Annotated in this window: 16 protein-coding genes and 1 riboswitch; of the genes, 9 read left to right on the top strand and 7 right to left on the bottom strand. The window is 72.3% G+C overall.

Annotation, left to right across the window (positions count from 1 at the left end; all coding sequences use genetic code 11):
* Positions 1–39: 39 nt before the first annotated feature.
* Entirely contained in the window at positions 40–1,209 is a 1,170-nt protein-coding gene (locus STRTU_RS13555) for a C40 family peptidase (RefSeq protein WP_159743773.1), read from the bottom strand.
* 324 nt (positions 1,210–1,533) lie between these two features.
* On the opposite strand from STRTU_RS13555, the gene STRTU_RS13550 reads away from it, so the two are divergent.
* Positions 1,534–1,887 (top strand): hypothetical protein, encoded by a 354-nt coding sequence (locus tag STRTU_RS13550; protein ID WP_159743772.1) that lies wholly within the window; start codon positions 1,534–1,536, stop codon positions 1,885–1,887.
* 163 nt (positions 1,888–2,050) lie between these two features.
* Here the strand turns inward: STRTU_RS13550 and STRTU_RS13545 are convergent, their stop codons facing one another.
* Entirely contained in the window at positions 2,051–3,187 is a 1,137-nt protein-coding gene (locus STRTU_RS13545) for a C40 family peptidase (RefSeq protein WP_159743771.1), read from the bottom strand.
* A gap of 7 nt (positions 3,188–3,194) precedes the next feature.
* Positions 3,195–3,379, bottom strand: a riboswitch (cyclic di-AMP (ydaO/yuaA leader).
* Positions 3,380–3,668: 289 nt separating this feature from the next.
* Here STRTU_RS13545 and pcrA point away from each other — a divergent pair.
* Complete coding sequence (gene pcrA, locus STRTU_RS13540) at positions 3,669–6,122, top strand: DNA helicase PcrA (RefSeq protein WP_159743770.1); 2,454 nt, start codon at positions 3,669–3,671, stop codon at positions 6,120–6,122.
* A gap of 66 nt (positions 6,123–6,188) precedes the next feature.
* Here pcrA and STRTU_RS13535 read toward each other — a convergent pair whose 3' ends face one another.
* Positions 6,189–7,997 carry a M23 family metallopeptidase gene (locus STRTU_RS13535; protein WP_159743769.1) on the bottom strand — a complete coding sequence of 603 codons (1,809 nt, stop codon included), beginning with the start codon at positions 7,995–7,997 and terminating at the stop codon, positions 6,189–6,191.
* Between the two features lie 245 nt (positions 7,998–8,242).
* Positions 8,243–9,259 carry an esterase/lipase family protein gene (locus STRTU_RS13530; protein WP_159743768.1) on the bottom strand — a complete coding sequence of 339 codons (1,017 nt, stop codon included), beginning with the start codon at positions 9,257–9,259 and terminating at the stop codon, positions 8,243–8,245.
* Positions 9,260–9,631: 372 nt separating this feature from the next.
* Here STRTU_RS13530 and STRTU_RS13525 point away from each other — a divergent pair, with 372 nt between their 5' ends.
* Positions 9,632–10,090: a cobalamin B12-binding domain-containing protein gene (locus STRTU_RS13525; RefSeq protein ID WP_159743767.1), complete on the top strand. Its 459-nt coding sequence runs from the start codon at positions 9,632–9,634 to the stop codon at positions 10,088–10,090.
* Between the two features lie 98 nt (positions 10,091–10,188).
* Here the strand turns inward: STRTU_RS13525 and STRTU_RS13520 are convergent, their stop codons facing one another.
* Positions 10,189–11,976, bottom strand: coding sequence for a DUF5691 domain-containing protein (locus tag STRTU_RS13520; RefSeq protein ID WP_246240468.1), 1,788 nt, complete (start codon positions 11,974–11,976; stop codon positions 10,189–10,191).
* A 68-nt stretch (positions 11,977–12,044) separates the two neighbouring features.
* A complete protein-coding gene (locus tag STRTU_RS13515; protein ID WP_159743766.1) occupies positions 12,045–13,403 on the bottom strand; it encodes an SWIM zinc finger family protein in 1,359 nt (452 codons plus the stop codon).
* 168 nt (positions 13,404–13,571) lie between these two features.
* Here STRTU_RS13515 and STRTU_RS13510 point away from each other — a divergent pair, with 168 nt between their 5' ends.
* From STRTU_RS13510 to STRTU_RS13490, 5 genes are all read left to right on the top strand, one after another.
* Positions 13,572–14,726, top strand: coding sequence for an ATP-binding protein (locus tag STRTU_RS13510; protein WP_159743765.1), 1,155 nt, complete (start codon positions 13,572–13,574; stop codon positions 14,724–14,726).
* Positions 14,723–17,242: a DUF5682 family protein gene (locus STRTU_RS13505; protein WP_246240465.1), complete on the top strand. Its 2,520-nt coding sequence runs from the start codon at positions 14,723–14,725 to the stop codon at positions 17,240–17,242. The genes STRTU_RS13510 and STRTU_RS13505 overlap by 4 nt, the downstream gene beginning before the upstream one ends.
* Positions 17,239–18,522, top strand: a complete 1,284-nt coding sequence (locus STRTU_RS13500; protein ID WP_246240462.1) for a VWA domain-containing protein — start codon at positions 17,239–17,241, stop codon at positions 18,520–18,522. The genes STRTU_RS13505 and STRTU_RS13500 overlap by 4 nt, the downstream gene beginning before the upstream one ends.
* 133 nt (positions 18,523–18,655) lie before the next feature.
* Positions 18,656–19,531: a hypothetical protein gene (locus STRTU_RS13495; protein WP_159743764.1), complete on the top strand. Its 876-nt coding sequence runs from the start codon at positions 18,656–18,658 to the stop codon at positions 19,529–19,531.
* Between the two features lie 94 nt (positions 19,532–19,625).
* Positions 19,626–20,546 (top strand): hypothetical protein, encoded by a 921-nt coding sequence (locus STRTU_RS13490; RefSeq protein WP_159743763.1) that lies wholly within the window; start codon positions 19,626–19,628, stop codon positions 20,544–20,546.
* Between the two features lie 133 nt (positions 20,547–20,679).
* Here the strand turns inward: STRTU_RS13490 and STRTU_RS13485 are convergent, their stop codons facing one another.
* Positions 20,680–21,597, bottom strand: coding sequence for a peptidoglycan-binding protein (locus STRTU_RS13485; RefSeq protein WP_159743762.1), 918 nt, complete (start codon positions 21,595–21,597; stop codon positions 20,680–20,682).
* 746 nt (positions 21,598–22,343) lie between these two features.
* On the opposite strand from STRTU_RS13485, the gene sucC reads away from it, so the two are divergent.
* Positions 22,344–23,519 carry an ADP-forming succinate--CoA ligase subunit beta gene (gene sucC / locus STRTU_RS13480; protein WP_159743761.1) on the top strand — a complete coding sequence of 392 codons (1,176 nt, stop codon included), beginning with the start codon at positions 22,344–22,346 and terminating at the stop codon, positions 23,517–23,519.
* Positions 23,520–23,526 lie beyond the last annotated feature (7 nt).

Genomic DNA, 23,526 nt, shown 5'->3' with positions numbered 1-23,526 from the left:
CCCGCGGCGCCCGCTCCCCGAGGGCAGGCCCCCTGTCCCCTAAGCCGGCCGGGTGGCCGCCGCGAACGGCATCTGGTCGATCGGTGCGATCCGTACCGGCGCCCCCGGATGCGGTGCGTGGATCATCTGGCCGTCCCCGATGTAGAGCCCCACATGGCTGATGCCCGAGTAGAAGAACACCAGGTCACCAGGGGCGAGTTGGGACCTGGCGACCCGCGGTCCCGAGCTGATCTGGGTGTACGTCGTACGGGGCAGGGCGACCCCGCCGGCCTTCCAGGCGGCCTGGGTCAGCCCTGAGCAGTCGTAGCCGGAGGGGCCGGTCGCGCCCCAGACGTACGGCTTGCCGAGCGCGCTGTAGGCGAAGGAAACGGCGCGTGCGGCACGCGGGTTGGGCGCCTGCGCCGCGGTGGCTGCCGGGCCGCCGTACGCTCCGCCAGGCATCCCGCCGAGCGCCCCGCCGACGCCCCCGTCCCCACGCCTCGCCCCCCGCTCCGTACGGCCCTCCGTACGCCCCCGACCCGGCCCGCTCCGTCCGCCGTCCCGGGCCGTCATCCGCCGCCGCTGCTCCGCGGTCAGCCGGGACAGCAACTGCTCGGCGGCGTCCAGCTTGTGCACGACGGTGAGCCGGTGCTTCTTCAGCCGGGTCTCGGTGTCCGCCAGCCGCTGCACGGTGTCCTCGGCCCGCTCCCGGACCTGCCGGACGCTGCCGAGCCGGCGGGCGTAACCGGCCACCGCGGTCGCCTGATGGCTGCCCGTACGCTCCAGCACCGCGGCCCCGTCCAGATAGCGCTGCGGGTCCGCGGACAGCAACAGCTGGACGGCCGGGTCGATGCCGCCGGAGCGGTACTGGCGCGCGGCCAGGGTGCCGAGTTCGGTGCGGGCGGCGTTCAGCTTGCGGGTCCTGCGGGCGGCCTCGTCCTGCAGCCGGCTCAGCTCCTCGCGTGCGGTGTCGGCGGATTCCTTCGCACCGTTGTAGTTCTGCGTGGCCACCTCTGCCTCCTGGTACAGCGCGTCGACCCGGTCCTTGACCTGGGCGGGGGTGGGCCGGGGTGCGGCCTGGGCGGTGCCGTCGAGGCCGGTGGCGGTGGCGGCGCCGGCCAGCGCCAGGGTGGCGGCCGTACGGGCGGTGCGCGCGCTGCGCGAGCCGCCGGTGAGCGCGGCGAGCGGATGCTGCCGGGGCTTGCGGTGCGAGGCCACGGTGGCCGTCACTTCCTTCCCTTCGAGCCGCGGGCCCGGCGGCGGTCCGTCACGGGGGGCAACGGACCGCCGCCGCACCTCTCGGCGGGGCGGCCGACGAAACGCCGGTGGGAGCCCGGCGAGGCGGGGAGTCGGCCGCCTGGAGGAGGACGCTAAGCCCGGTTGTTGCGGCAGTGAGTGTGCTTGCCCGGCATTGTTCGCTTTCGACCGCGGCGGGTGCGCGGGTGACCGCGGCGCCATGGCCATACGGCCGGGACAGGTCTGGCCTGACCGAAGCGGCGATAGGGGGTGCCCTGCCCGAAGGGCCGTGCTATACGGGGGCTACGATCCAGCACTATGGACGTAGTAACCAATATCTTCGTCGGCCTGCACATCATCGGTATCGCCTCCCTGCTGGGCGGCTTTCTGACGCAGATGAAGGCGATGAGCGCGGGCACCGCCCGCTTTGTGCCGGCCATGCTGCACGGTGCGCTGACGATGCTGGTCACCGGCGTCGTGCTGGTCGGCCTCAACCAGGCCCAGGACCACCCGCTCAACAACATCAAGCTCGGCATCAAGATGGCCGTCCTGGTGGTGATCCTGGCGCTGGTCTACGTCAAGCGGGACGAGGAGACCGTCGACAAGGCGCTCTTCGGCGCGGTCGGCGGACTGACCGTGGCCAACATATTCATCGCGGTGCTCTGGACCTGACGAGAACGTGCGGGCGCCTTACGGGCGCCGGGCGTCAGATGTCGGGCGCCCTACTACGGCACACCGCGCGGTCCTCGCACTCCATAGGGGAGGCGGGGGCCGCGCGGTGGCGTGTGGGGGGTGACCGTGGGGGGTGGTCTCATGGGGGAGCGGGGGCCGGGCCTCAGCCCGGTCGGACGCTCCCGTAGATCGGCATGTAGTAGATCGACTCCTCCCGGACGTTGGCGCCCGGCTTCGGAGCGTGGACCATCTTCCCGTTGCCTATGTACATGCCGACGTGGCTGATGTCGTCATAGAAGAACACCAGGTCACCGGGTTGCAGATCCTTGGTGGCCACCCGCTGGCCCTCCTTGACCTGGTCCCAGGTCGTCCGCGGCAGATCGACCCCCGCCGCCTTCCACGCCGCCTGGGTCAGCCCCGAGCAGTCGTAGGACGTCGGTCCGGTCGCGCCCCAGACGTACGGCTTGCCGATCTGGGCGCGGGCGAAGGCGAGCGCCTTCGCACCCTTGGTGGAGGCCGAGTCGCCTGTGGAGCCGCCGGTCGAACCGCCGCCCGTCGAGCCGTCGCCGTCATGCTGCCGCTGGCGCTCCCGCTCCTGCTGCTTGCGCGCCTCCTCCGCGGCCCGGCGCTTGGCGGCCGCCTCCTTCTGGCGCTCCAGCTCCGCCAGCCGCGCCTTCTCCTGGGCGGTCAGCCGGGACAGCAGCTGCCGGGCCTCGGCCAGTTTGCCCTGGACGGAGCGCTTGGACTCCTTGAGGGACGCCTGCGAGGTCTGCAGCTGCTCCAGGTTGCGGGTGGCCTCGGCGCGCTGCTTGGCGGCCGCCGCCTGCTGCTCCTGGTAGTCGGAGACGGTCTGCTTCTGCCGGTCGGTCAGCCGCTCCATGAGGTGGTTGCGGTCGACGAACTGCTGCGGGTCCTTGGCGAGCATCAGCTGCGCCGTCGGGTTCATACCGCCGGTGCGGTACTGCGCCGAGGCGAAGGAGCCCAGCTTGCGCCGGGACTCGTTCATCTTCTCGGCGCGCTTGGCGGCGGCGTCGAGCAGGCCGTCCACGGTGGCGCGCTGTGCGTCGGAGCGCTCCTTGGCGGCGTTGTACTTCTGGGTGGCCGTCTCGGCCTGGTGGTACAGGTCGTCGACCTTCTTCTGGACCTCTTCGACGGTGGGCTTGGGCGCCCTGGGGGCCGCTTCGGCCGACTGCGAGAGCAGGGTGACCGAGGCGAGGGCGGCGGTGGTGAGCCCGGCGGCCGTACGCCGGCCTCCGGGCGAGGCGAGAACACTGGTGCGCGGCTTGCGATGCGACGCCAAGACCGGCAACTCCTTCCGTGGACCGCCTACCGGGTTAGCTGTCGGGTTCGGGCGGTGTCGCTGACGGAAGGCTTGCCCTACGGTCCGGACGTCCACTGGCGACGGCCGTACGGATCGATTCACCCCGGTGGTGCTGGTGGGTCCCCGGCTCCGGGTGCCTGAGGGCAGGGCCGGACTCGGCGTCGGCGGCCCGTGCGAACCTGTCGTCCGCGGGGAGGCGGGCTGCCTGAGCGAGGACGTTAGCCAACTCGTGTGGCTCCTGTGAAGGCTGATGTTCGATATGCCCGAAACCTTTTCGTGACCTGAACGCGATGAGGGTGTTGTCGTGCCAGATGTCGGGTTCGGGTAGACGAAGCGCTGCCCGGCCGGTCGCCGGAGCCTGCCCGCTGACCTGCCGCTGTGCCGAGCCCGCCCGTGAAGTGGCCGGCATTCGGGCACTCCGCGGCGGACTGTCAGTGCGGCGGCCTAGACTCGGTGGGCGATGAGCAGCCTCTTTGACGACAGCTTCCTGGCGGACCTCGGCCACAAGGGCGAGGAGGAGCATCCCCCGCCCCCCGAGGACGAGCACGGCCCGGCCCCGGAGGAGATCCCCGCCGACCTCTTCGGCGGGAGGTTCGACGCGCCCGCGCCCAGGGAGCCGTATTACCGCGACGGCGCCGCCCGCCCGGCCGTCGACGCCGCGGCCCTGCTGGAGGGGCTCAACGACGAGCAGAAGGCCGCCGTGGTGCATACGGGCGGCCCACTGCTGATCGTCGCCGGTGCCGGCTCCGGCAAGACCCGGGTGCTGACCCACCGCATCGCGCATCTGCTCGCCGAGCGCCATGTCCACCCCGGCCAGATCCTCGCGATCACGTTCACCAACAAGGCCGCTGGTGAGATGAAGGAGCGCGTCGAGGAGCTCGTCGGCCCGCGCGCCAACGCCATGTGGGTCTCCACCTTCCACAGCGCCTGCGTCCGCATCCTGCGCCGCGAGTCCAAGAAGCTGGGCTTCACCTCGTCCTTCTCGATCTACGACGCCGCCGACTCCAAGCGCCTGATGGCCCTGGTCTGCCGCGATCTGGACCTGGACCCCAAGCGCCACCCGCCCAAGTCCTTCAGCGCGAAGATCTCCAACCTCAAGAACGAGCTCATCGACGAGGAGACCTTCGCCGGGACCGCTGCCGATGGTTTCGAGAAGACGCTGGCCGAGGCGTATGCGATGTACCAGGCGCGGCTGCGCGAGGCCAACGCCCTGGACTTCGACGACATCATCATGACCACGGTCAATCTGCTCCAGGCCTTCCCGGATGTCGCCGAGCACTACCGCCGCCGCTTCCGCCATGTCCTCGTCGACGAGTACCAGGACACCAACCACGCCCAGTACACCCTCGTCCGCGAGCTGGTCGGCCCCGCCGAATCGGCCGCCGAGCTGTGCGTCGTCGGTGACGCCGACCAGTCGATCTACGCCTTCCGCGGCGCCACGATCCGCAACATCCTCCAGTTCGAGGAGGACTACCCGGACGCCACGACGATCCTGCTGGAGCAGAACTACCGTTCCAGCCAGACGATCCTGTCCGCGGCCAACGCCGTCATCGAGCGCAACGAGAACCGCCGCCCCAAGAACCTCTGGACGGACGCCGGCGCCGGCCCCAAGATCACGGGTTATGTCGCCGACACCGAGCACGACGAGGCCCAGTTCGTCGCCGACGAGATCGACCGGCTGACGGACGCCGGCGACGCCAAGTCCGGCGATGTCGCCGTCTTCTACCGCACCAACGCCCAGTCCCGGGTCTTCGAAGAGATCTTCATCCGGGTCGGGCTGCCCTACAAGGTCGTCGGCGGTGTGCGCTTCTACGAGCGCAAGGAGGTCCGCGATGTGCTCGCCTACCTCCGGGTGCTCGCCAACCCCGAGGACACCGTCCCGCTGCGCCGCATTCTGAACGTTCCCAAGCGCGGCATCGGCGACCGCGCCGAGGCGATGATCGACGCCCTGTCGGCGCGCGAGAAGATCACCTTCCCGCAGGCCCTGCGCCGGGTCGACGAGGCATACGGGATGGCGGCCCGCTCCGCCAATGCCGTCAAGCGCTTCAACGTCCTCATGGAGGAGCTGCGGACGATCGTCGAGTCCGGCGCGGGCCCCGCCACGATCCTGGAAGCGGTCCTGGAGCGCACGGGCTACCTCGCCGAACTCCAGGCCTCCACCGACCCCCAGGACGAGACCCGGATCGAGAACCTCCAGGAACTCGCCGCCGTGGCCCTGGAGTTCGAGCAGGACCGTGGCGAAGACAATCCGGGCACGCTCTCCGACTTCCTGGAGCAGGTCGCGCTGGTCGCCGACTCCGACCAGATCCCGGACGAGGACGAGGAGGGCAGCGGCGTGATCACGCTGATGACGCTGCACACCGCCAAGGGCCTGGAATTCCCGGTCGTCTTCCTGACCGGCCTGGAGGACGGCGTCTTCCCGCATATGCGCTCGCTGGGCCAGACCAAGGAGCTGGAGGAGGAGCGCCGGCTCGCCTATGTGGGCATCACCCGCGCCCGCGAGCGGCTCTACGTCACCCGCTCCACGATGCGCAGCGCCTGGGGCCAGCCCTCGTACAACCCGCCCTCCCGTTTCCTGGAGGAGATCCCGGGCGACTACCTGGAGTGGAAGCGGACGGGCCCGGCGACGCCGTCGGCCTCCATGGGCGGACTGTCGGCGGGCGGCGGGGGCGGCTTCGGCTCCACGCTGTCCTCGTCGCGCGCCAAGGGCCCCAGCGGCTTTGCCACCCGCCGCAATCAGGACCGCCCGGCGGTCGCGCTGGCCATCGGCGACCGCGTCACGCACGACAGCTTCGGCCTCGGCACGGTCGTCGGCGTCAAGGGCAGCGGCGACAACGCCGAGGCCACGATCGACTTCGGCGGCGAGAAGCCCAAACGGCTGCTGCTGCGGTATGCGCCGGTGGAGAAGCTGTAACGGGAGCCGGACAGCCGGACGCCCCCGGGGACGAGCCCTGGGGGCGCTGACGGAGCCGGGCGGCGGTCAGTTCGGGTCGAGACCGTGGCCGTGCAGCCAGGGCAGCGGGTCGACCGCCGCGCCGCCACCGGGACGCACCTCGAAGTGCAGATGCGGGCCGGTGGAATTGCCGGAGTTGCCCGAATAGGCAATCTGGTCACCGGCCTTGACCGACCCGGAGCGGATCTTGGTGCTGCTGAGGTGGCAGTACCAGGTCTCGGTGCCGTCGGGCGCCGTCACGATCGCCATATTGCCGTAGGCGGAGTTCCACTGGGTGCGTACGGTGCCGTCGGTGGCGGACATGACCGGGGTGCCGTAGCTGACCGGGAAGTCGATACCGGTGTGCAGCGACATCCAGTTGACGCCGGCCTGGCCGAACTGGGCGCTCAGCCCGTGCTGCTTGACCGGCAGCAGGAACTTGGGCCGCATCGCCTCCTTGCGGGCCGCCTCCTCCGCCTTGCGCTTGCGCTCCTGCGCCTGGCGCTCCTTGAGGTCGATCCGCTCCTGGGTACGGCTGGCCCGGTCGCGGAAGTCATCGGCGCTGGCGCTGAGGCTGGCGAGCTGGGTGTCGAGCTTGTTGTTGGCCGCGGACGGTTTGACGGCCCCGGCGTCGGGTGCGGCCTGCGCGGTCGCCTCGCTCTTGTCGTCCCCGCCGAAGCCGGTGACGGACGCGGCGGCCACGGCGCAGACGCCCATGGCGGCGACCGAGGGCACCGCGACGGTCAGCATCGCCGACCGCTTCGCCGTACGCCGCCGGCCCCGGCCGCGGACGGCCTTCCCGGCTTCCGGCCCGGCGACCCGGCGGCCGCCAGAGGCGGGGGCGGGTGCGGGTGCCGCGGGGGTGATCGGCATGGCCTGCGTCATGGCGTCCGCCACGGCCGCGGCCTCGTTGTAGTCCTCGTAGCCCTCGGCGTCGCGGGGGGAGCGGTCGTCGCCCCCGGCCCGGCCGGTGTCGTACGGGTCGTTTCCGGGCCGGTCGCGGTCGGGAGCGCCGGTGCCGAGATGTCCGGCCTCGTCCCAAGTGGCGCTGTCCCACTGGAGGGTGTCGTCCGGCGGCGGCCCCGCCTGTGCCGGGATGGCGGCGCTCAGATCCTGGTCCGTGGTCGGCCAGATAGCCGTGGCCTCGAAGCTCGCGGTCTCCTGGAGCGCGGTGGCCTGCCGGTCGAAAGCGTCGAAGGCGTCGGCGGTATCGGGGGTTTCGTACCCGCCGGTGGCATAAGTGCCGGTGTCGAACGTGCCGGTGTCGAATGCGCCGGGGGGATAGCTCCCGGTGTCGTACCCGCCCTGACCGTAAGAAGTGGCCTCGTAACCGCCCGTCTCGTAGCCGGAGGAGGCGTACGCGGCGGCCTCGGGCGCCGGTGCGTCGTAGGTGGTGTGTGCGTACGGGTCATAGCCCGCGGCGGGCGAGTACGGGTCGGCGAGGGCGTAGGCGCCGGTGTCCCATCCGCCGGTCTCCCAGCCGCCCGTCTCCCACTGCATCGAGGGATAGCTGCCGGTGTCGTACGCGCCGGTGGCATAGCCGTCGCCTGCTGGGTAAGACGCCGTGTCAGAGGCATCGGCGTGGTAGTTGCCGGTGCCGTAGGCGCTCATACCGTAAGCGCCCGCCGCGCTGTAGGTGCCGGTGTCGTACATCCCGGTGTCATAGGCGCCGGTGTCGTACATACCGGTCTCGTACGAGCCGGGGAGCGAGCCGAAAAGGGGGTCGCCGTCGCCGTATTCGGCGGTCCCGGTCTGGGCATGCTGCCCGTAGGAGTCGTAGGCGGGGTAGTGCGCATACGAGGCGTCGGAAGCAGGGCCGGTCGGAGGCTGGGCCCCCGAGGGGTGACGGTCGTTCACCAACTTCTCTTTCGCCTCGGCAGCAGGAGAATTAGCGGCGACTGTACCCGGCGGTACGCGACGGCGACAATCTTCAACTGGTTTTGGGCTGGGCCAGATCGGGCATTTGGCCGCCTTTCGGCAGTCCCCATGCGAGCTCTTGGCGCCCCGTTCGAAGTTTGTTCGACTTCGCGTCAAGGTCATGTTGGCGACGCGGCGTCCTGACCGCCTCCCGTGGGGTGCCCGCAGGTCGTCGCGGCGGACAGTCAGGCCACCGAAATGGCGTCCGCGGCTCCTTCCGTGGATTCCGCCGCGGCCAGTGCTTCCCGTATTCCGGCGGCGACCGTGCCATTGACCGGCAGGGCGAGATGTCCGACACCGGCGACATGCACGTTGTACGCGAGCAAATCCGGGTGACTGATTCTCGCTGTTGTGGCCGGAACCATCACCTGATCCTCCTCGCTCCAGAAAGCAACGAATTGCGTGCGGCAATTCGGCGCCGGCCGCGACAACTCCGCTATCACCGCGGAATCGGGGCGCATCTGGCGGACGAGGGGGTGCGCCGACAGCAGGGGCGCGATACGGGTGCCGGAGTGCGGCGTGCCGAGCGTGATCACCGTACGGACGCGGGCATCGCCGCCGAGCCGCTGTACGTAGTAGCGCGCGATGAGTCCGCCGAGGCTGTGGCCGACGAGGTCCACCCGGCGATGGCCGGTCCGGGCGCAGGTCTCCTCCACATGGCGGCCGAGCAGTTCGGCGGCTTTACGGAGATCGCAGGTCAGCGGGGAGTAGTTGAGCGCCTCGACATGGCGCCAGCCGTGCCGGTGCAGTGAGCGGCGCAGCAGCAGGAAGACGGAACGGTTGTCGATGAAGCCGTGGAGCAGGAGGACCGGCGGATGCGTCCGGCCCTCGGTCGGCAGCAGGGTGGGTGAGAGGGGGGCGGGGTGTGGTGCTTCTGCTGTCCTGGGTGCCGTCGGTGCCGCCGCTGCCCCCGCTGCCGTCGGTGCCGCCGGTGTCAGGAAACCTTCCGGGGATGCGGCTGTGGGGTGGGGTGCGGGCCGTGGCATCGGGCGTTCCGGGGAGATGCCGGTCGGATAGAGGAGGAGATGGCCGGCGAGGACTGCCATGTCCACGGCCGTGCTGCGAAGGGGGAGCGCGGCGGCGCGGGTGGGGAGCAGGCGCGCGCACCGGAGGGGTGCGGAAACGAGGCGCGCGATCAGAAGGGGGGCGGCGGCGAGGGGCGTGGAGATAACGGGTGCGGAGAGAAAGGGCAGGGCCTGCATGGCCGACCTCCCGAACGGCACGCGGGAGGCGGCTCCGACCCCCGTATGCCCTCGTGGGAAGCCATGGGCGGCGATGGCGGGCATGCGCGTATGCGCGTTGGTACCTGCCCGACGGCGTGGTGGCCCCGCTGCGGCTCCCCGTGCGCCCGGCCCGCGCCCTGCGCCGCCCGGCTCCGGCGGCACGACACGCGGGACGCGGCGCATAGCGAACGTGTCCCGTGTGTGATTTCCCCCTCCCCGGATGTCACGAAACGGCTGGGTACGGGATGCTGGCGATAACGTTCGTTCACGCTCGTGGCCGCCGGATCGCGGTCGCGCGATCGATTGTCGGCTCGGCGGCACCACAGTGCCGTGCATGGCTTGGAGGCAGTGATGAGTGTGGCTCGGCATGACGGAGCGCAACCGGGGAGCCAGGGCGCGGCGGGCAGGTCGGGGCCGATCCGTGTGGTGGTGGCCAAGCCGGGCCTGGACGGGCACGACCGGGGCGCCAAGGTCATCGCGCGGGCGCTGCGCGACGCCGGTATGGAAGTGATCTACACCGGGCTGCACCAGACCCCGGAGCAGATCGTCGACACCGCGATCCAGGAGGACGCCGACGCGATCGGGCTGTCCATCCTCTCCGGGGCGCACAACACCCTCTTCGCGAAGGTCATCGCCCTGCTGGAGGAGCGGGACGCGGCGGATATCAAGGTCTTTGGCGGCGGCATCATCCCCGAGGCGGACATCGCCCCGCTCAAGGCCCAGGGCGTCGCGGAGATCTTCACCCCGGGCGCCACGACCGCCTCGATCGTGGAGTGGGTCAACGCCAACGTCCGCTCGCTGGCGGTCTGAGGCGGCGCGGGGCAGACGGAGCGGGCGGAGCGGGCCGGGTCGGGGGAGTGGCCCGGCCTGGCGGGCAGCTGCGGTGTGTGCCGCCTCGGTGTGCGCTGTCATGGCGTGCGGGGCCCTGGTGTTGCCCCGTCGGTTGGCGGTGGGGTGAGTTCCGTATGCATCGTGGCGCGCAGGCGCAGGGTGCCGACCAGGCGCTGGAAGGCCTCGGACCAGTAGCCGCCGGAGCCGGGGGAGGCGCCCTCGGGCTCGTCCGTGACGGCCGTGAGCATGTCGAGACGGTCTGCGGCCGCCGGGTCCAGACAGCGCTCGGCTAGGCCCATCACCCCGCTGAAGCTCCAGGGGTAGCTGCCCGCGTCCCGGGCGATGTCCAGGGCGTCGACCACCGCTCCGCCGAGCGGCTCGGCCCACGGGACCGCACACACGCCGAGCATCCGGAAGGCTTCCGACAGGCCGTGTGCCGCGATGAACTCCGCCACCCACCGGGCCCGTTCGTCCCCGGGAAGGACGGTCAGCAGCTTCGTCAGGTCCCGTGACGAGCCGGCCGGTGTGACCTCGGCCGCCTGGGACGGTGCGGCCGGTGCGCCCAGCAGGGCCCGCGCCCAGTCGGCGTTCCGCTGGCGCACGGCGGCGCGGCACCAGGCGTCGTGGAGCTCCGTCCGCCAGTCGTCGCCCACGGGCAGGGCGATGATCGCCGCGGCGTCACGGCCCCCGAAGCGCGCGTGCCAGCCCTCCAGGGGCGTCGCCTCCACCAACTGGCTCAGCCACCAGGACCGTTCGCCCCGTCCGGAGGGCGGTGTGGCGGCCACGCCGTCCCGCTGCATCGCCGTATCGCACTCATGGGGCGCCTCCACCGCGATCACTGGTGCGCCGGCCGTACGGTCCAGTCCGACGCAGCTGTGGGCGCGCTGTGCCATACGGGCCGCGAGCGCGGAGCCGGGCAGCGCGGAGAGCAGTTCGGCGGCCGTGGCGCGGACATTGCGGCTGCGGTCGGACAGCGCCTGTTCGAGGAAGGGCTCATCGGCCGTCGAGAGGTTCTCGCGCAGCGAGTCGAGGAACATCAGGCGGTCCTCCGCCCGCTCCGTGGACCAGGTCGTGGTCAGCAGCGCCAGACCGGCCGGCGGGTCGTGGCGGCGCAGGGCGGTCAGCAGGGCGACCCGCTCCGCGAACAGGCCCTCCTCCCATGTGCGCCGTACGGCCGCGGGATCCCCGTTCTCGGGGAGCCCGGTTCCGCTGCCGGTCCCCCGGAGCGCGAACTTCCATGCGTCGTTCAGCCCGGCCAGCCACAGGGCCCGCGGCCCTGCCAGGGCGAGCGCGGCGGGCCGCAGGTCCGTACGGGCGCGGGCCGCGTCGAGTAGCGCGGGCAGCAGCGCCTCCGGGGCGCGGTAGCCGTGCTCGACGGCGGCGGTCAGCCACTGGGGCAGCAGTTCGGTGAGGTCGGGGGCCGTGCCACGGCGGCTGCCGCCTCCGCCGCCGCCGCTGCCGCCGCGGTCGGCGAGCAGCAGGGACAGCCGTCGGCGCGCCGCGGGCGGCAGCAGGGGCCGCGGGTTGGCCGGGGCCGGGGCGGGGCGCTCACCGGCCGGTGCGGGGCGCAGCGCGGCACGCCGCCGCACCGTGCTCACCGCGGCCGCGTCCAGCAGCGCGGCCGCGGCGCCCTGCCCCGGCCGCGCCGCCACCGGAGGCGTTCGCCGCTCGGTCCCGAGCAACGCAGACCTCAGGAGTTCGGACCAGGGGGTGGGCGCGGAGGCGGCGGTGGTCGGCGTGGATACGGCGGGTGCGGCGGATACGGCGGGTGCGGCGGGTGCGGGGGATGCGGTGGGTGCAGTGGATGCGGCAGAAGTGGTGGACGCGATGGACGTGGTGGACGTAGGGGTGGTGGTGCGTGTCATGCCCTTCCTCCAGGCATCGGGGGTGGACGGCGTCCATGGGGGCCGGGGCGGTGCGGCCGGGGCGCGGGTCACAGGGACACCGGGGTGGGGTCCCAGGCGGTCAGTGGGAGAAAGCCGCGATGGCCGCATTCGCCGAAGACCGTGATCGGCGCCCCGCCCGATATCGCGGCGAGCTGCCACAGGCCCGTACGGCCCAGGGCGCGCGGGTCCAGGGGGAGCGCCGATTCCCCGTCCGCGTCGGCCAGTTGCCAGCCCGTCCCGTCGCGGCCCGGTATCGGGGTGACCTCGCTGAGCACCACCGGCCAGGAATCCAGCCAGGGGTCGTCGCGCAGCGCATCCCCGTACGCGGCCAGGGCGGCATCGACGCCGCCGCCGGGTGGTACCGCCCCGGGGGCCGCCGGGGCGTGCCGCTCGCCGAGGGTGGCACGCAGCGGGCGGGCGCCCGGGTAGTAGGCGAGGTCGGCGTCGAGTACCAGGCCGGGCGGCAGCGCCAGGTCCAGGGGGCGGGAGGAGCCGCCGAAGGAGAGATGCAGCGCCATCCGGCCGGTCCGCTCGCCCCGCAGATAGATCCGGCGGGTGAGCAACGCGCCGTCCGCGCTGTCCTGTTGGGCGAGCACCAGCCAGCGGTCCCGGACCGTCGCCGCATCGGAGCCCGTCAGCAGATCCGCCGCTTCCGTGGTCAGCCCGACACGGGAGCGGACCGTCGCCGCGAGCGGGCCCGGCAGCCGCTCGATACCGAGGAACCCCTGGTCGAGGAGGTGCAGCAGCGCACACTCCTCCAGCATCCGCGCGGGCCAGTCCGGCCCGGACGCCACCACCGACGACAACTCCCGTACGCGCGCCGCGAGTCCGGGTGCCTGGGCGTCGACCATACGGGCCGCCGTCTCGTCCCAGGAGCCGCCGCCGCTCTCGGCCGACGCCAGCCCGGACTGGAGCAGATCCGCCAGCCGCTGTTCCAGTTCCGTGGCGCCGGCGCCGATCCGCTGCATCCGGCGCTCCGCCCGTCGCCTGGCGGCCTCCGGGTCCGCCGGGGCGCGCGACGGAGCGCCCGCGCCCGAGGGCGCGCCCGCGGCCCGCTCGGTCCGCTCCCGGCGCCCGGCCAGCCACTCACCCGCCCAGGGCGACGGCTCCCCGGACGGCACCTCCCCGCCTCCGCCCGCCCAGAGCAGCAGCAGCCCCAGTGCGTGCTTGCACGGAAATTTACGGCTCGGGCAGCTGCACTTGAAGGCGGGACCGTTGAGGTCCACGACCGTCTGATACGGCTTCTTGCCGCTGCCCTTGCACTGCCCCCACACCGCGCTCCCGCCCGCGCCCGCGTCCGACCACGGGCCGGGCGCGGCGAGCTTGCCGCCCGCCCTGCGCGATGCCTCGTCAGGCGCCAGCGCGAGCACCTGATCCGTCGTCCAGCGTTCCCCCTGCGGATTCATGTCCACGACGCTACGGCGGACCACTGACAATCGCCGAGCCGCACGATGAACTTGCAGGCCAGGGCCGGTTTTTGGGGCGATTGTCAGTGGCGTGATGCAAGGTTGTTGAAGCAAGCGGCCGCAGCGATGCCGCGGTGCCGGCCGCACACCTTGCGACTAGGGGGAACCATGTCCGCGAACACCTTCACGACGACCGGCGACGAGAGCCGGCAGACGGCCGGGGCGGCGCCGGAAGCCGCGGGCGGCGAGGCGCTGCGGCCGCATGCCGAGGACAGTTTCGCGGCGGAGCTGCGCGCCCTCGCGGCGGCCGACGACCGGCCGCGGCCGGAGCGCTGGCAGCTCTCGCCGTGGGCGGTGGCCACCTACCTCCTCGGCGGCACGCTCGCCGACGGCACGGTCATCACACCCAAATACGTCGGCCCGCGCCGGATCGTCGAGGTCGCCGTGACGACCCTCGCGACGGACCGCGCCCTGCTCCTGCTGGGCGTACCCGGCACCGCGAAGACCTGGGTGTCCGAGCATCTGGCGGCGGCCGTCAGCGGCGACTCCACCCTCCTGGTGCAGGGCACCGCCGGCACCCCGGAAGAGGCGATCCGCTACGGCTGGAACTACGCCCGGCTGCTCGCGCACGGCCCCAGCCGGGAGGCGCTGGTGCCCAGCCCGGTGATGCGCGCGATGGCGCAGGGCATGACCGCGCGGGTCGAGGAGCTGACCCGCATCCCCGCCGACGTACAGGACACGCTCATCACGGTCCTGTCGGAAAAGACCCTGCCGATCCCGGAGTTGGGGCAGGAGGTGCAGGCGGTCCGCGGTTTCAATCTGATCGCCACCGCCAACGACCGCGACCGCGGGGTCAACGAACTCTCCAGCGCGCTGCGCCGCCGCTTCAACACGGTCGTGCTGCCGCTGCCCGCGACCCCGGACGAGGAGGTGGACATCGTCTCGCGCCGGGTCGGGCAGATCGGGCGCTCGCTGGACCTCCCGGCCGGTCCGGAGGGCCTGGACGAGATCCGCCGGGTCGTCACGGTCTTCCGTGAGCTGCGGGCCGGACTCACCACCGACGGCAGAACCAAGCTCAAGTCCCCGTCCGGCACCCTCTCCACGGCCGAGGCCATCTCGGTGGTGACGAACGGCCTGGCGCTGGCCACCCACTTCGGCGACGGCGTGCTGCGCTCCGGCGACGTGGCCGCGGGCATCCTGGGCGCCGTGGTCCGCGACCCCGCGGCCGACCGGGTCGTATGGCAGGAGTATCTGGAGACCGTGGTGCGCGAGCGCGACGGCTGGAAGGACTTCTACCGCGCCTGCCGCGAGGTGAGCGCATGAGCGAGCGCGGCGAGCGAACGGCAAACAGGGGTGGGCCGGTGCTGCTCGGGGTGCGGCACCACGGCCCCGGATCGGCGCGGGCGGTGCGGGCCGCCCTGGAGCAGTGCACACCGTCCGCGGTCCTGATCGAGGGACCGCCGGAGGCGGACGAACTGGTGCCGCTGGCCGCCCAGGAGGGCATGCGGCCGCCGGTAGCGCTGCTCGCCCATGTGCAGGACGACCCCGGCCGTGCCGCCTTCTGGCCGCTGGCCGAGTTCTCCCCGGAGTGGGTGGCGATGCGCTGGGCGCTGGCGCACGACGTCCCCGTCCGCTTCATCGATCTGCCCGCGGCGCACTCCTTGGCGTGGGGGGACGACGAGGCGACGGCGGACGGGGAGACGACGGACGAGTCACCGGCGGACGCGGGGACGGGGAACGAGGCACCGGCGAACGAGGCACCCGCGAACGAGGCGACGGCGGGCAGGGAGACCGGCGGGCAGGAGGACGCCTCCCGTGCCGAGGTGCGCATCGACCCGATCGGGGTGCTGGCCGGGGCGGCCGGTTACGACGACCCCGAGCGCTGGTGGGAGGACGTGATCGAGCACCGCGGGAGCGGAGACGGAGGCGGAGGCGGGGACGGGGGAGCCGGTGCGGATGCGCTGGCGCCGTTCGCGGCGCTGGCCGAGGCGATGGGTGCGCTGCGCGAGACCTACGGCGACGGGGGCCATGACCGTGATCCGGTACGGGAGGCCCATATGCGGCTCCGGCTCCGGGCCGCGCGACGGGAGTTCGGGGACGACGTCGCCGTGGTGTGCGGAGCCTGGCACGTACCGGCCCTGGCGCAGCGCACCACGATGACCGCCGACCGGCAGTTGCTCAAGGGCCTGCCGAAGGTGAAGACGGCGGTGACCTGGGTGCCCTGGACGCATCAGCGGCTCTCCCGCCGCAGCGGCTACGGCGCCGGGATCGCCTCACCCGGCTGGTACGGCCATCTCTTCAGCGCCCCCGACCGCCCCGTCGAACGCTGGCTGACCAAGGTCGCCGGGCTGCTCCGCGCGGAGGACTACGCCGTCTCGTCGGCGCATGTCATCGAAGCGGTCCGGCTCGCCGAGGGGCTGGCCACGGTCCGCGGCCGCCCGCTCGCCGGACTGACGGAGCTGGACGACGCGGTGCGCGCCGTCATGGGCGACGGCACCGACGCCCCGTCGTCGCTGATCCACGACCGGCTGGTGGTCGGGGAGGTGCTGGGCGAGGTCCCGGAGGACGCCCCCGCGGTGCCGCTCCAACGGGACATCGCCCGCAGCCAACGCACGCTCCGGCTCAAACCCGAGGCCCTGGAACGGGAACTGGAGCTGGACCTGCGCAAGGAGACCGATGCCGGGCGCAGCCGGCTGCTGCACCGGCTGCGGCTGCTCGGCATCCCCTGGGGCGAGCCCGCCCGCTCCCGCGGCAGTACGGGCACCTTCCGGGAGACCTGGCGGCTGCGCTGGGAGCCGGAGCTCTCCGTACGGGTCGCGGAGGCCGGTATCTGGGGCACGACCCTGCTCGCCGCCGCCACCGCCAAGGCCGTGTCCGAGGCGGCCGGGGCGGCCGGCCTCGCCGAGGTCACGGCGCTCGCCGAGCGCTGTCTGCTGGCCGGACTCCCCGACGCCCTCCCGGTGGTGATGCGGACGCTGTCGGACCGCGCCGCGCTGGACGCGGACGTGGGCCATCTCGCCCAGGCGCTGCCCGCCCTCGTACGGTCCGTGCGCTACGGCGACGTTCGCGGCACGGACGCCGCCGCGCTCCGCGAGGTGGCCACGGGCCTGGCCGAGCGGGTCTTCGTCGGCCTGCCACCGGCCTGCCTGGGGCTGGACGCCGACGGTGCCGCCGAAATGCGCGGCCATCTCGACGCAACCCATCAGGCTGTCGGCCTGCTCGCCCAGCCGGAGGGCGAGCGGCAGTCCGAAGGGCAGCCACTGCGGGACCGCTGGGCCGGGGTGCTGCGGGCGGTCAGCGAACGGGACTCCGTGCCCGGTCTGCTCCGCGGCCGCGCGACCCGGCTCCTGCTGGACGACGGCGAGTTGGGCGACGGGGGAGCGGAGCGGCTGATGGGGCTCGCCCTGTCGCCGGGCACCCCGCCCACCGATGCCGCCGGATGGATCGAGGGCTTCGTCGGCGGCGGGGACGGCGGCATGCTGCTGGTCCATGACGCGCGCCTGCTGGCCCTGGTCGACGGCTGGCTGACCGGTGTGCCGGACGCCGCGTTCACCGACGTACTCCCGCTGCTGCGCCGCACCTTCGCGGAGTTCGAGACCGCAGTGCGGCGCACCCTCGGCGAACTGATCCGCCGCGGCCCCGCGACGGCACCCCGCCACCCGGCCGGCGACGCCCCGGACGCGGCCGCGCCCGGCTTCGGCCCCGGCCTGGACCGCGACCGCGCCGCTGCCGTCCTCCCCACGCTCCGCATGCTGCTGGGCATCGGACAGCGCGGCTTCGGCGACGAACAACCGGACCCATCCCGACCGGCCGACGACCTCACGGGGGCACGGACATGACCACCGCAACACCGGACCCGACCGCCAAGGCCGCAACACCGGACCCGACCGCCCCGGCCCCGGCCACCACCGCAACACTGGACCCGACGAACCCGACGAACCCGACCGCCCCTACCCCCGAAGCCGAACGCCTCCGCCGCTGGCGCCTCGTGCTCGGTGGCGGCGGTGCGGACGGCACCGGCTGTGCGCTCAGCGGGCGGGACGCTGCCATGGACGGGGCGCTGTCCTCGCTCTACGGAAGGGAGAAGGGCCGCGGCGCCAACGGGGGCGAGGGGGGCAGGCGTTCGGCGGGGCTCGGTGCCTCGGCGCCCGGGGTGGCGCGCTGGCTCGGCGACATCCGTACGTACTTCCCGTCGTCCGTGGTGCAGGTGATGCAGCGGGACGCCATCGACCGTCTGGGACTGTCCGCGCTGCTGCTGGAGCCGGAGATGCTGGCGGCCGTCGAGGCCGATGTGCACCTCGTGGGCACCCTGCTGTCGCTCAACAAGGTCATGCCGGAGACGACCAGGCAGACCGCCCGCGCCGTCGTCCGCAAGGTCGTGGAACAGCTGGAGAAGAAGCTGGCGCAGCGCACCCGCGCCACCCTCACCGGCGCCCTGGACCGCTCCGCGCGGATCAGTCGGCCGCGCCACCGCGACATCGACTGGGACCGCACGATCCGGGCGAACCTCAAGAACCACCTCCCCGAGTACCGCACGGTCGTACCGGAACGGCTGATCGGCTACGGCCGTGCCGCGCGGTCGGTGAAGAAGGACGTGGTGCTCTGCATCGACCAGTCCGGTTCGATGGCCGCCTCGGTCGTCTACGCCTCGGTGTTCGGCGCGGTGCTGGCCTCCATGCGGACCCTCGACACCCGGCTGGTCGTCTTCGACACCTCGGTGGTCGATCTGACGGACCAACTGGACGACCCGGTGGATGTCCTGTTCGGCACCCAGCTCGGCGGCGGCACGGACATCAACCGCGCGCTCGCCTACTGCCAGTCCCGCATCACCCGCCCCACCGAAACCGTCGTCGTCCTCATCAGCGACCTCTACGAGGGCGGCATCCGGGACGAGATGCTCAAGCGGGTCGCCGCGATGAAGGCGTCCGGGGTGCAGTTCGTGACGCTGCTCGCGCTGTCCGACGAGGGGACGCCCGCCTACGACCGGGAGCACGCCGCGGCCCTCGCGGCCCTGGGGGCACCGGCGTTCGCCTGTACGCCGGAGCTGTTCCCGGACGTCATGGCGGCCGCGATCGAGAAACGGCCGCTGCCCATACCGGACATGGCGGAGCAACGGTGACAGGTGCCCCGGGGGGACTTGCGTGGCACCTGGTTTCTCATGCAAGTATCTGTTCATCGCTCGATCGCCCGCGACGCGCGTGACGCCGAGGACTTGCGCCTCGGGCGTCCCCGTCCGTATGGGAAGGTCCCCCTTGTCCGCTGTGCTCGTCCTGCCTGCCGCTGTGCGCCTTCCGCGCACGGCAGCCGTGCGGCGTGCACTGCTGGCCGGGCTCTTCCTGGTGGGCTTTGTCGCCCTCGGCTTCGCCTTCGGTCCCGGCGCCCATGCCGACGACCGCACCCAAGGCGCGGACCTGACCGGGGCAGCGGCCCCGTCGCGGCCCGCGGCCGAGGTACCGACCCCGGACCGGGCCGCCACCCGGGACGGGGCGAGCCGGCTGTCCGGCTCCGGAGCCGCTGTGACACAGCGCGGCAAGGAGTCCGGCCCGGAGCTCGCCGAGCACACCCGCACCGCGTCCGACGCGGTGGCCCAGGCCGTACGGCCCGCCGCCGAGCGGACCGCACCGGCCACCGACCCGGTCACCGAGCCGGTGAGCCGTGTCGTACGCGAGGTCGGGGACTCGGCCGGTGCCGCGCTGCCCGTGCACCTCCCGTCCGGTGAGCACACCGAACACCCCGGAGACGACGGCCCGCACCACCACGGCCGTACGCCCAACGACGGTGCACAGCCGACCCCTTCGCGGACCGGTGCCAAGGCCGACGGTGCTGCCGCCGCCCAGGCGGTTCAGCTCCGCGACGACCTGCACAAGCCGGTGTCCGAGGGCCCCTCGGACACCGTCCACGAGCAGCGGGATCCGGGCCACGACGGCCTTCCGGGGCCCTGCCCGCAGGGCCCGGTGGCGCCCAGCTCGCACACCGCCGGTGACGGCCACGGCCCCCGAGGCGGGGACCAGCACGCCGCCACCCCGGCGCACCCCACGCGCTTCCGGCTGCTGCCCGGTGGCGTCCGCACGGCCGATGGCGCTCCGACGCGTCGGCGTGCCGAAGAAATCCTCGAATTCCCGGGCTAGGGCAGACCGCTCCGCGTCTGTAACTGGACCTGCCGCGCGGGGGCGGGACAGGTCTGCCCGTCAAACCCCTCAGAATTCGAAGGACTTCACCACCATGCGCTCCAACATCCGTCGTTCCCTCGTCGTTGCCGCGGCCGCCACCGGTCTCTGGGCCCTGGGCTCCGTCGCCGCCAACGCCGCCGAACTGCCCGTCGGCACGGACCTCCCGGCCGCCGGCGCGGTCACCGACACGGCCACCGGTACGGTCGGCGACACCGCCGGGAAGCTGCCCACCGGGGACGTGACCGGCACCGTGACGAAGACCGCCGGGACCGCCCAGAAGACGGTCGGCAAGGTGGCGGGCAAGGCCACCGGCGCCCTCGGCGGCGTCTCGGCCAAGAACCTGCCCACCGGCGAGCTGTCGCAGGTCGGCGACGTGACCGGTGCGGTCGACGGTGTGCAGAAGCGCGTCGACGGCGCCGGGCTGCCGGACACCGGCGAGCTGCGGAAGACCGCCGGCCTGAAGCACGCCAAGAAGACCGTCAAGAGCGTCAAGACCGCCAAGGCCGTCAAGAGCGTCAAGAAGGCCGTCAAGGGTGCCAAGGGTGCCGCCCTCGGCCAGGCCGGCCGCCTCACGGACGGCACGCTGCCCACCGTTCCGCAGCTGCCCGCCACCCCGGGCGTCCCGTCCCTGCCCGGCACCCCGGCGCTGCCCAAGACCCCCGCACTGCCCAAGGTCCCCGGTTCGGCCGACAACCTGCTGGCCGGTCTCGCGGGTGCGGGCGTCCGTCCCGAGCAGCTGACGAAGCAGGCCCAGGGCACGGCCACCGGCGCGGTGGCGTTCGCCCAGGGCGCGGCCACCGACGCCGTCCCCGCCAACGTGACCGACGCCGTCCCGGCCAACCTGACCGACGCCGTTGCCGTCCCGGCCGCCCCGGCCCTCCCCGTCGTCCCCGCCAACCTGGCCGACCTGACCAACGCCGCCAACATCCCGGCGCTGCCGGCCCTCCCGGCCCTCCCGGTTCAGGCCGTCTGAGCCGTAGGCCAACACCTCCGGCCCCGGTCGCGGCGGCGGCCGATGCCGGAACACCCAAGAACAGCCGGGCGGACCTCTGTGGGGGAGGGCCGCCCGGCCTTGGTGTATCTGCGCGGCAACAGGCCGCGATCCACTACGAGTTGGGCACCCGCAGCCGTTCCCAGCTGACCCGCCCCGGCACCCCGTCCGCGTCCTCGCCGTGGAAGCCGAGCTTGCGCTGCCAGGCCGCGTACGACGCGCGGTCCGCCTCGGTCCACTCGGGACCGGGGCCTTCCTCATAGCGGCTACAGCCCTCGGCGACCAGCCGTACGCCCATTGCCGTGATCACCGGGCTGTGGGCACCCCGCCGGAAGAAGTCCCGGCCGGGAAACGGCTCATACGCCGGATGCTGCGGCTCCGTCGGCCCCGGCTCCGGCTCCGACCCCGAGCCATCCGTCTCCGGCGCGCCCTCCGGCGCCTTCGCCAGCCGCTTCTTGATCCGGCCGCGCAGGTCGTCCATCGTGAAGCCGCGCGGATCGACCTTCCCGGGCTGCCACTCCTTGTGCCCGATCACCGAACGTTCGCCCCAGCCGTGCGCCCGGCAGATCGCGGCCGACACCTTCTCCATGGCGACCAGCTGCACCTCGGGCCACGGGTCCTTGCCGTCACCGAGGTTGATGCATTCGAAGCCGTAGAAGTGACGGTTGCCGTCGGTGTCCGCCTCGTTGTCCGGCGGCAGCTCCGCGTCCTCGTTGATCACCGCGCGCAGTACATCGGAGTCGCCGAGCCCCGCATGGTTGGCGCGGCCGTTGCCGACGAGATGGACCTCGCCCTTTTTGTCGATCACGCCATGGCACAGCGGGCCCGGCAGATCCGAGCGACCGTCGTAACACAGGTCCACCGAGCTGTCGGTGCCCTCGGTGGCGGTGTGGTGGATCATCACGCCATGCGTCGGGCCCCAGGGCCCCTTGGAATTCCGGTTGTGCGTACGCCAGCTGCGGACCTCATGGACCACCAGGCCCTCGTCGCGCAGTGCCTTGAGCAGCCGGCTCGCGGTCAGTGGGGTGGCCATCAGGCGGTTCCTTCCTCGTCGGCCGCGGCTGCGGCTGCGGCTGCGAACCGTGCCGGGTCCGGCCGACGAAAGCGGTCACGGATGTGGTGACGGAGGTGATGACAGTCGTGGTGATGGAGGTGACGACAGTCGTGGTGACGGATGTGGTGACAGATGCGGTGGCGGTGCTCCTGCCGTGGATGCTGCGGGGAGGCTCTTCGACATAAACGCCGGGATAGGTCTTTATGTGTCGCCATTCCCGTGCACGGACACCAGGAAATCGGGAAAGGGGATGGGGGGAGGGGGAGGGCCGGGTGCAACACAGTGTTCGCGGGCGGAAGTTGACGGGTCAAGGGGCCTTCCGGACACCGGCGCGGAGGTCTTCCCCAAACGATTCCCACGTCACCGGAGCCGGAATCGGCGGCGGACGGGGCGCGCAGGGGCGTTTCAGCAGATGACCGCATACCCCGCGCGACGCGGGGGCACAGCGAGTGACAACGGGGCCGGCGGGCAGAACATGCGGAAATCCCGGGGAGGCGTAACTTGGCAAAAGATCTGTGATGGTAATCACCGCCGGAGTGTGATCTGCGATTTAGGGCCTCAGCGCCTCCGGCGATAACCTGCGAGACGGACATGCCGCGTATCCGGTCACCGTGTACGCCTCCCTCAGTGACAGCGCCGTCACGTTGCCCTTCGCGGCACGCCCATCGCAGTCGAACGAACCGCGATCACTACGGCGATTCTGAGAAGACAAGGGACGGACGCGCGTGGACCTGTTCGAGTACCAGGCGAGGGACCTCTTCGCCAAGCACGGTGTACCGGTGCTGGCCGGTGAAGTCATCGACACGCCTGAGGCGGCCCGCGAGGCGACCGAGCGGCTGGGCGGCAAGTCCGTCGTCAAGGCCCAGGTGAAGGTCGGCGGCCGTGGCAAGGCGGGCGGCGTCAAGCTGGCCGGCACCCCGGACGAGGCCGTCGCCCGCGCGACGGACATCCTCGGCATGGACATCAAGGGCCACACGGTCCACAAGGTGATGATCGCCGAGACCGCTCCGGAGATCGCCGAGGAGTACTACGTCTCGTACCTCCTCGACCGCACCAACCGCACCTTCCTGGCCATGGCGTCCGTCGCCGGCGGCATGGACATCGAGGAGGTCGCGGCGACCCGCCCCGACGAGCTCGCGAAGGTCCCGGTCGACGCCAACGAGGGCGTCACGATCGAGAAGGCCCGCGAGATCGTCGCCCAGGCGAAGTTCCCGGCCGAGGTCGCCGAGAAGGTCGCCGACGTCATGGTGACGCTGTGGAAGACCTTCGTCGCCGAGGACGCGCTCCTCGTCGAGGTCAACCCGCTCGCCAAGGTCGCCAGCGGCGATGTCATCGCCCTCGACGGCAAGGTCTCGCTGGACGAGAACGCCGAGTTCCGCCAGCCGGAGCACGAGGCGCTTGAGGACAAGGATGCGGCCAACCCGCTGGAGGCGGCGGCCAAGGCCAAGGGCCTGAACTACGTCAAGCTCGACGGCCAGGTCGGCATCATCGGCAACGGCGCGGGTCTCGTCATGAGCACCCTGGACGTCGTCGCCTACGCCGGCGAGAAGCACGACAACGTCAAGCCCGCCAACTTCCTCGACATCGGTGGCGGCGCCTCCGCCGAGGTCATGGCGAACGGCCTGGAGATCATCCTCGGCGACCCGGACGTCAAGTCCGTCTTCGTCAATGTCTTCGGTGGCATCACCGCGTGTGACGAGGTCGCCAACGGCATCGTCCAGGCCCTGGAGCTGCTCAAGTCCAAGGGCGAGGACGTCAACAAGCCCCTGGTTGTGCGCCTCGACGGCAACAACGCGGAGCTCGGCCGCGAGATCCTGTCGAAGGCCAACCACCCGCTGGTGCAGCGCGTGGACACCATGGACGGCGCGGCCGACAAGGCCGCCGAGCTGGCTGCTAAGTAAAGGACGA

The sequence above is a fragment of the Streptomyces tubercidicus genome (assembly GCF_027497495.1).
Classification (GTDB): Bacteria; Actinomycetota; Actinomycetes; order Streptomycetales; family Streptomycetaceae; genus Streptomyces; species Streptomyces tubercidicus.
The sequence above is the reverse complement of the archived record's forward strand: the minus strand, read 5'-3'. Positions and strand labels throughout refer to the sequence as shown.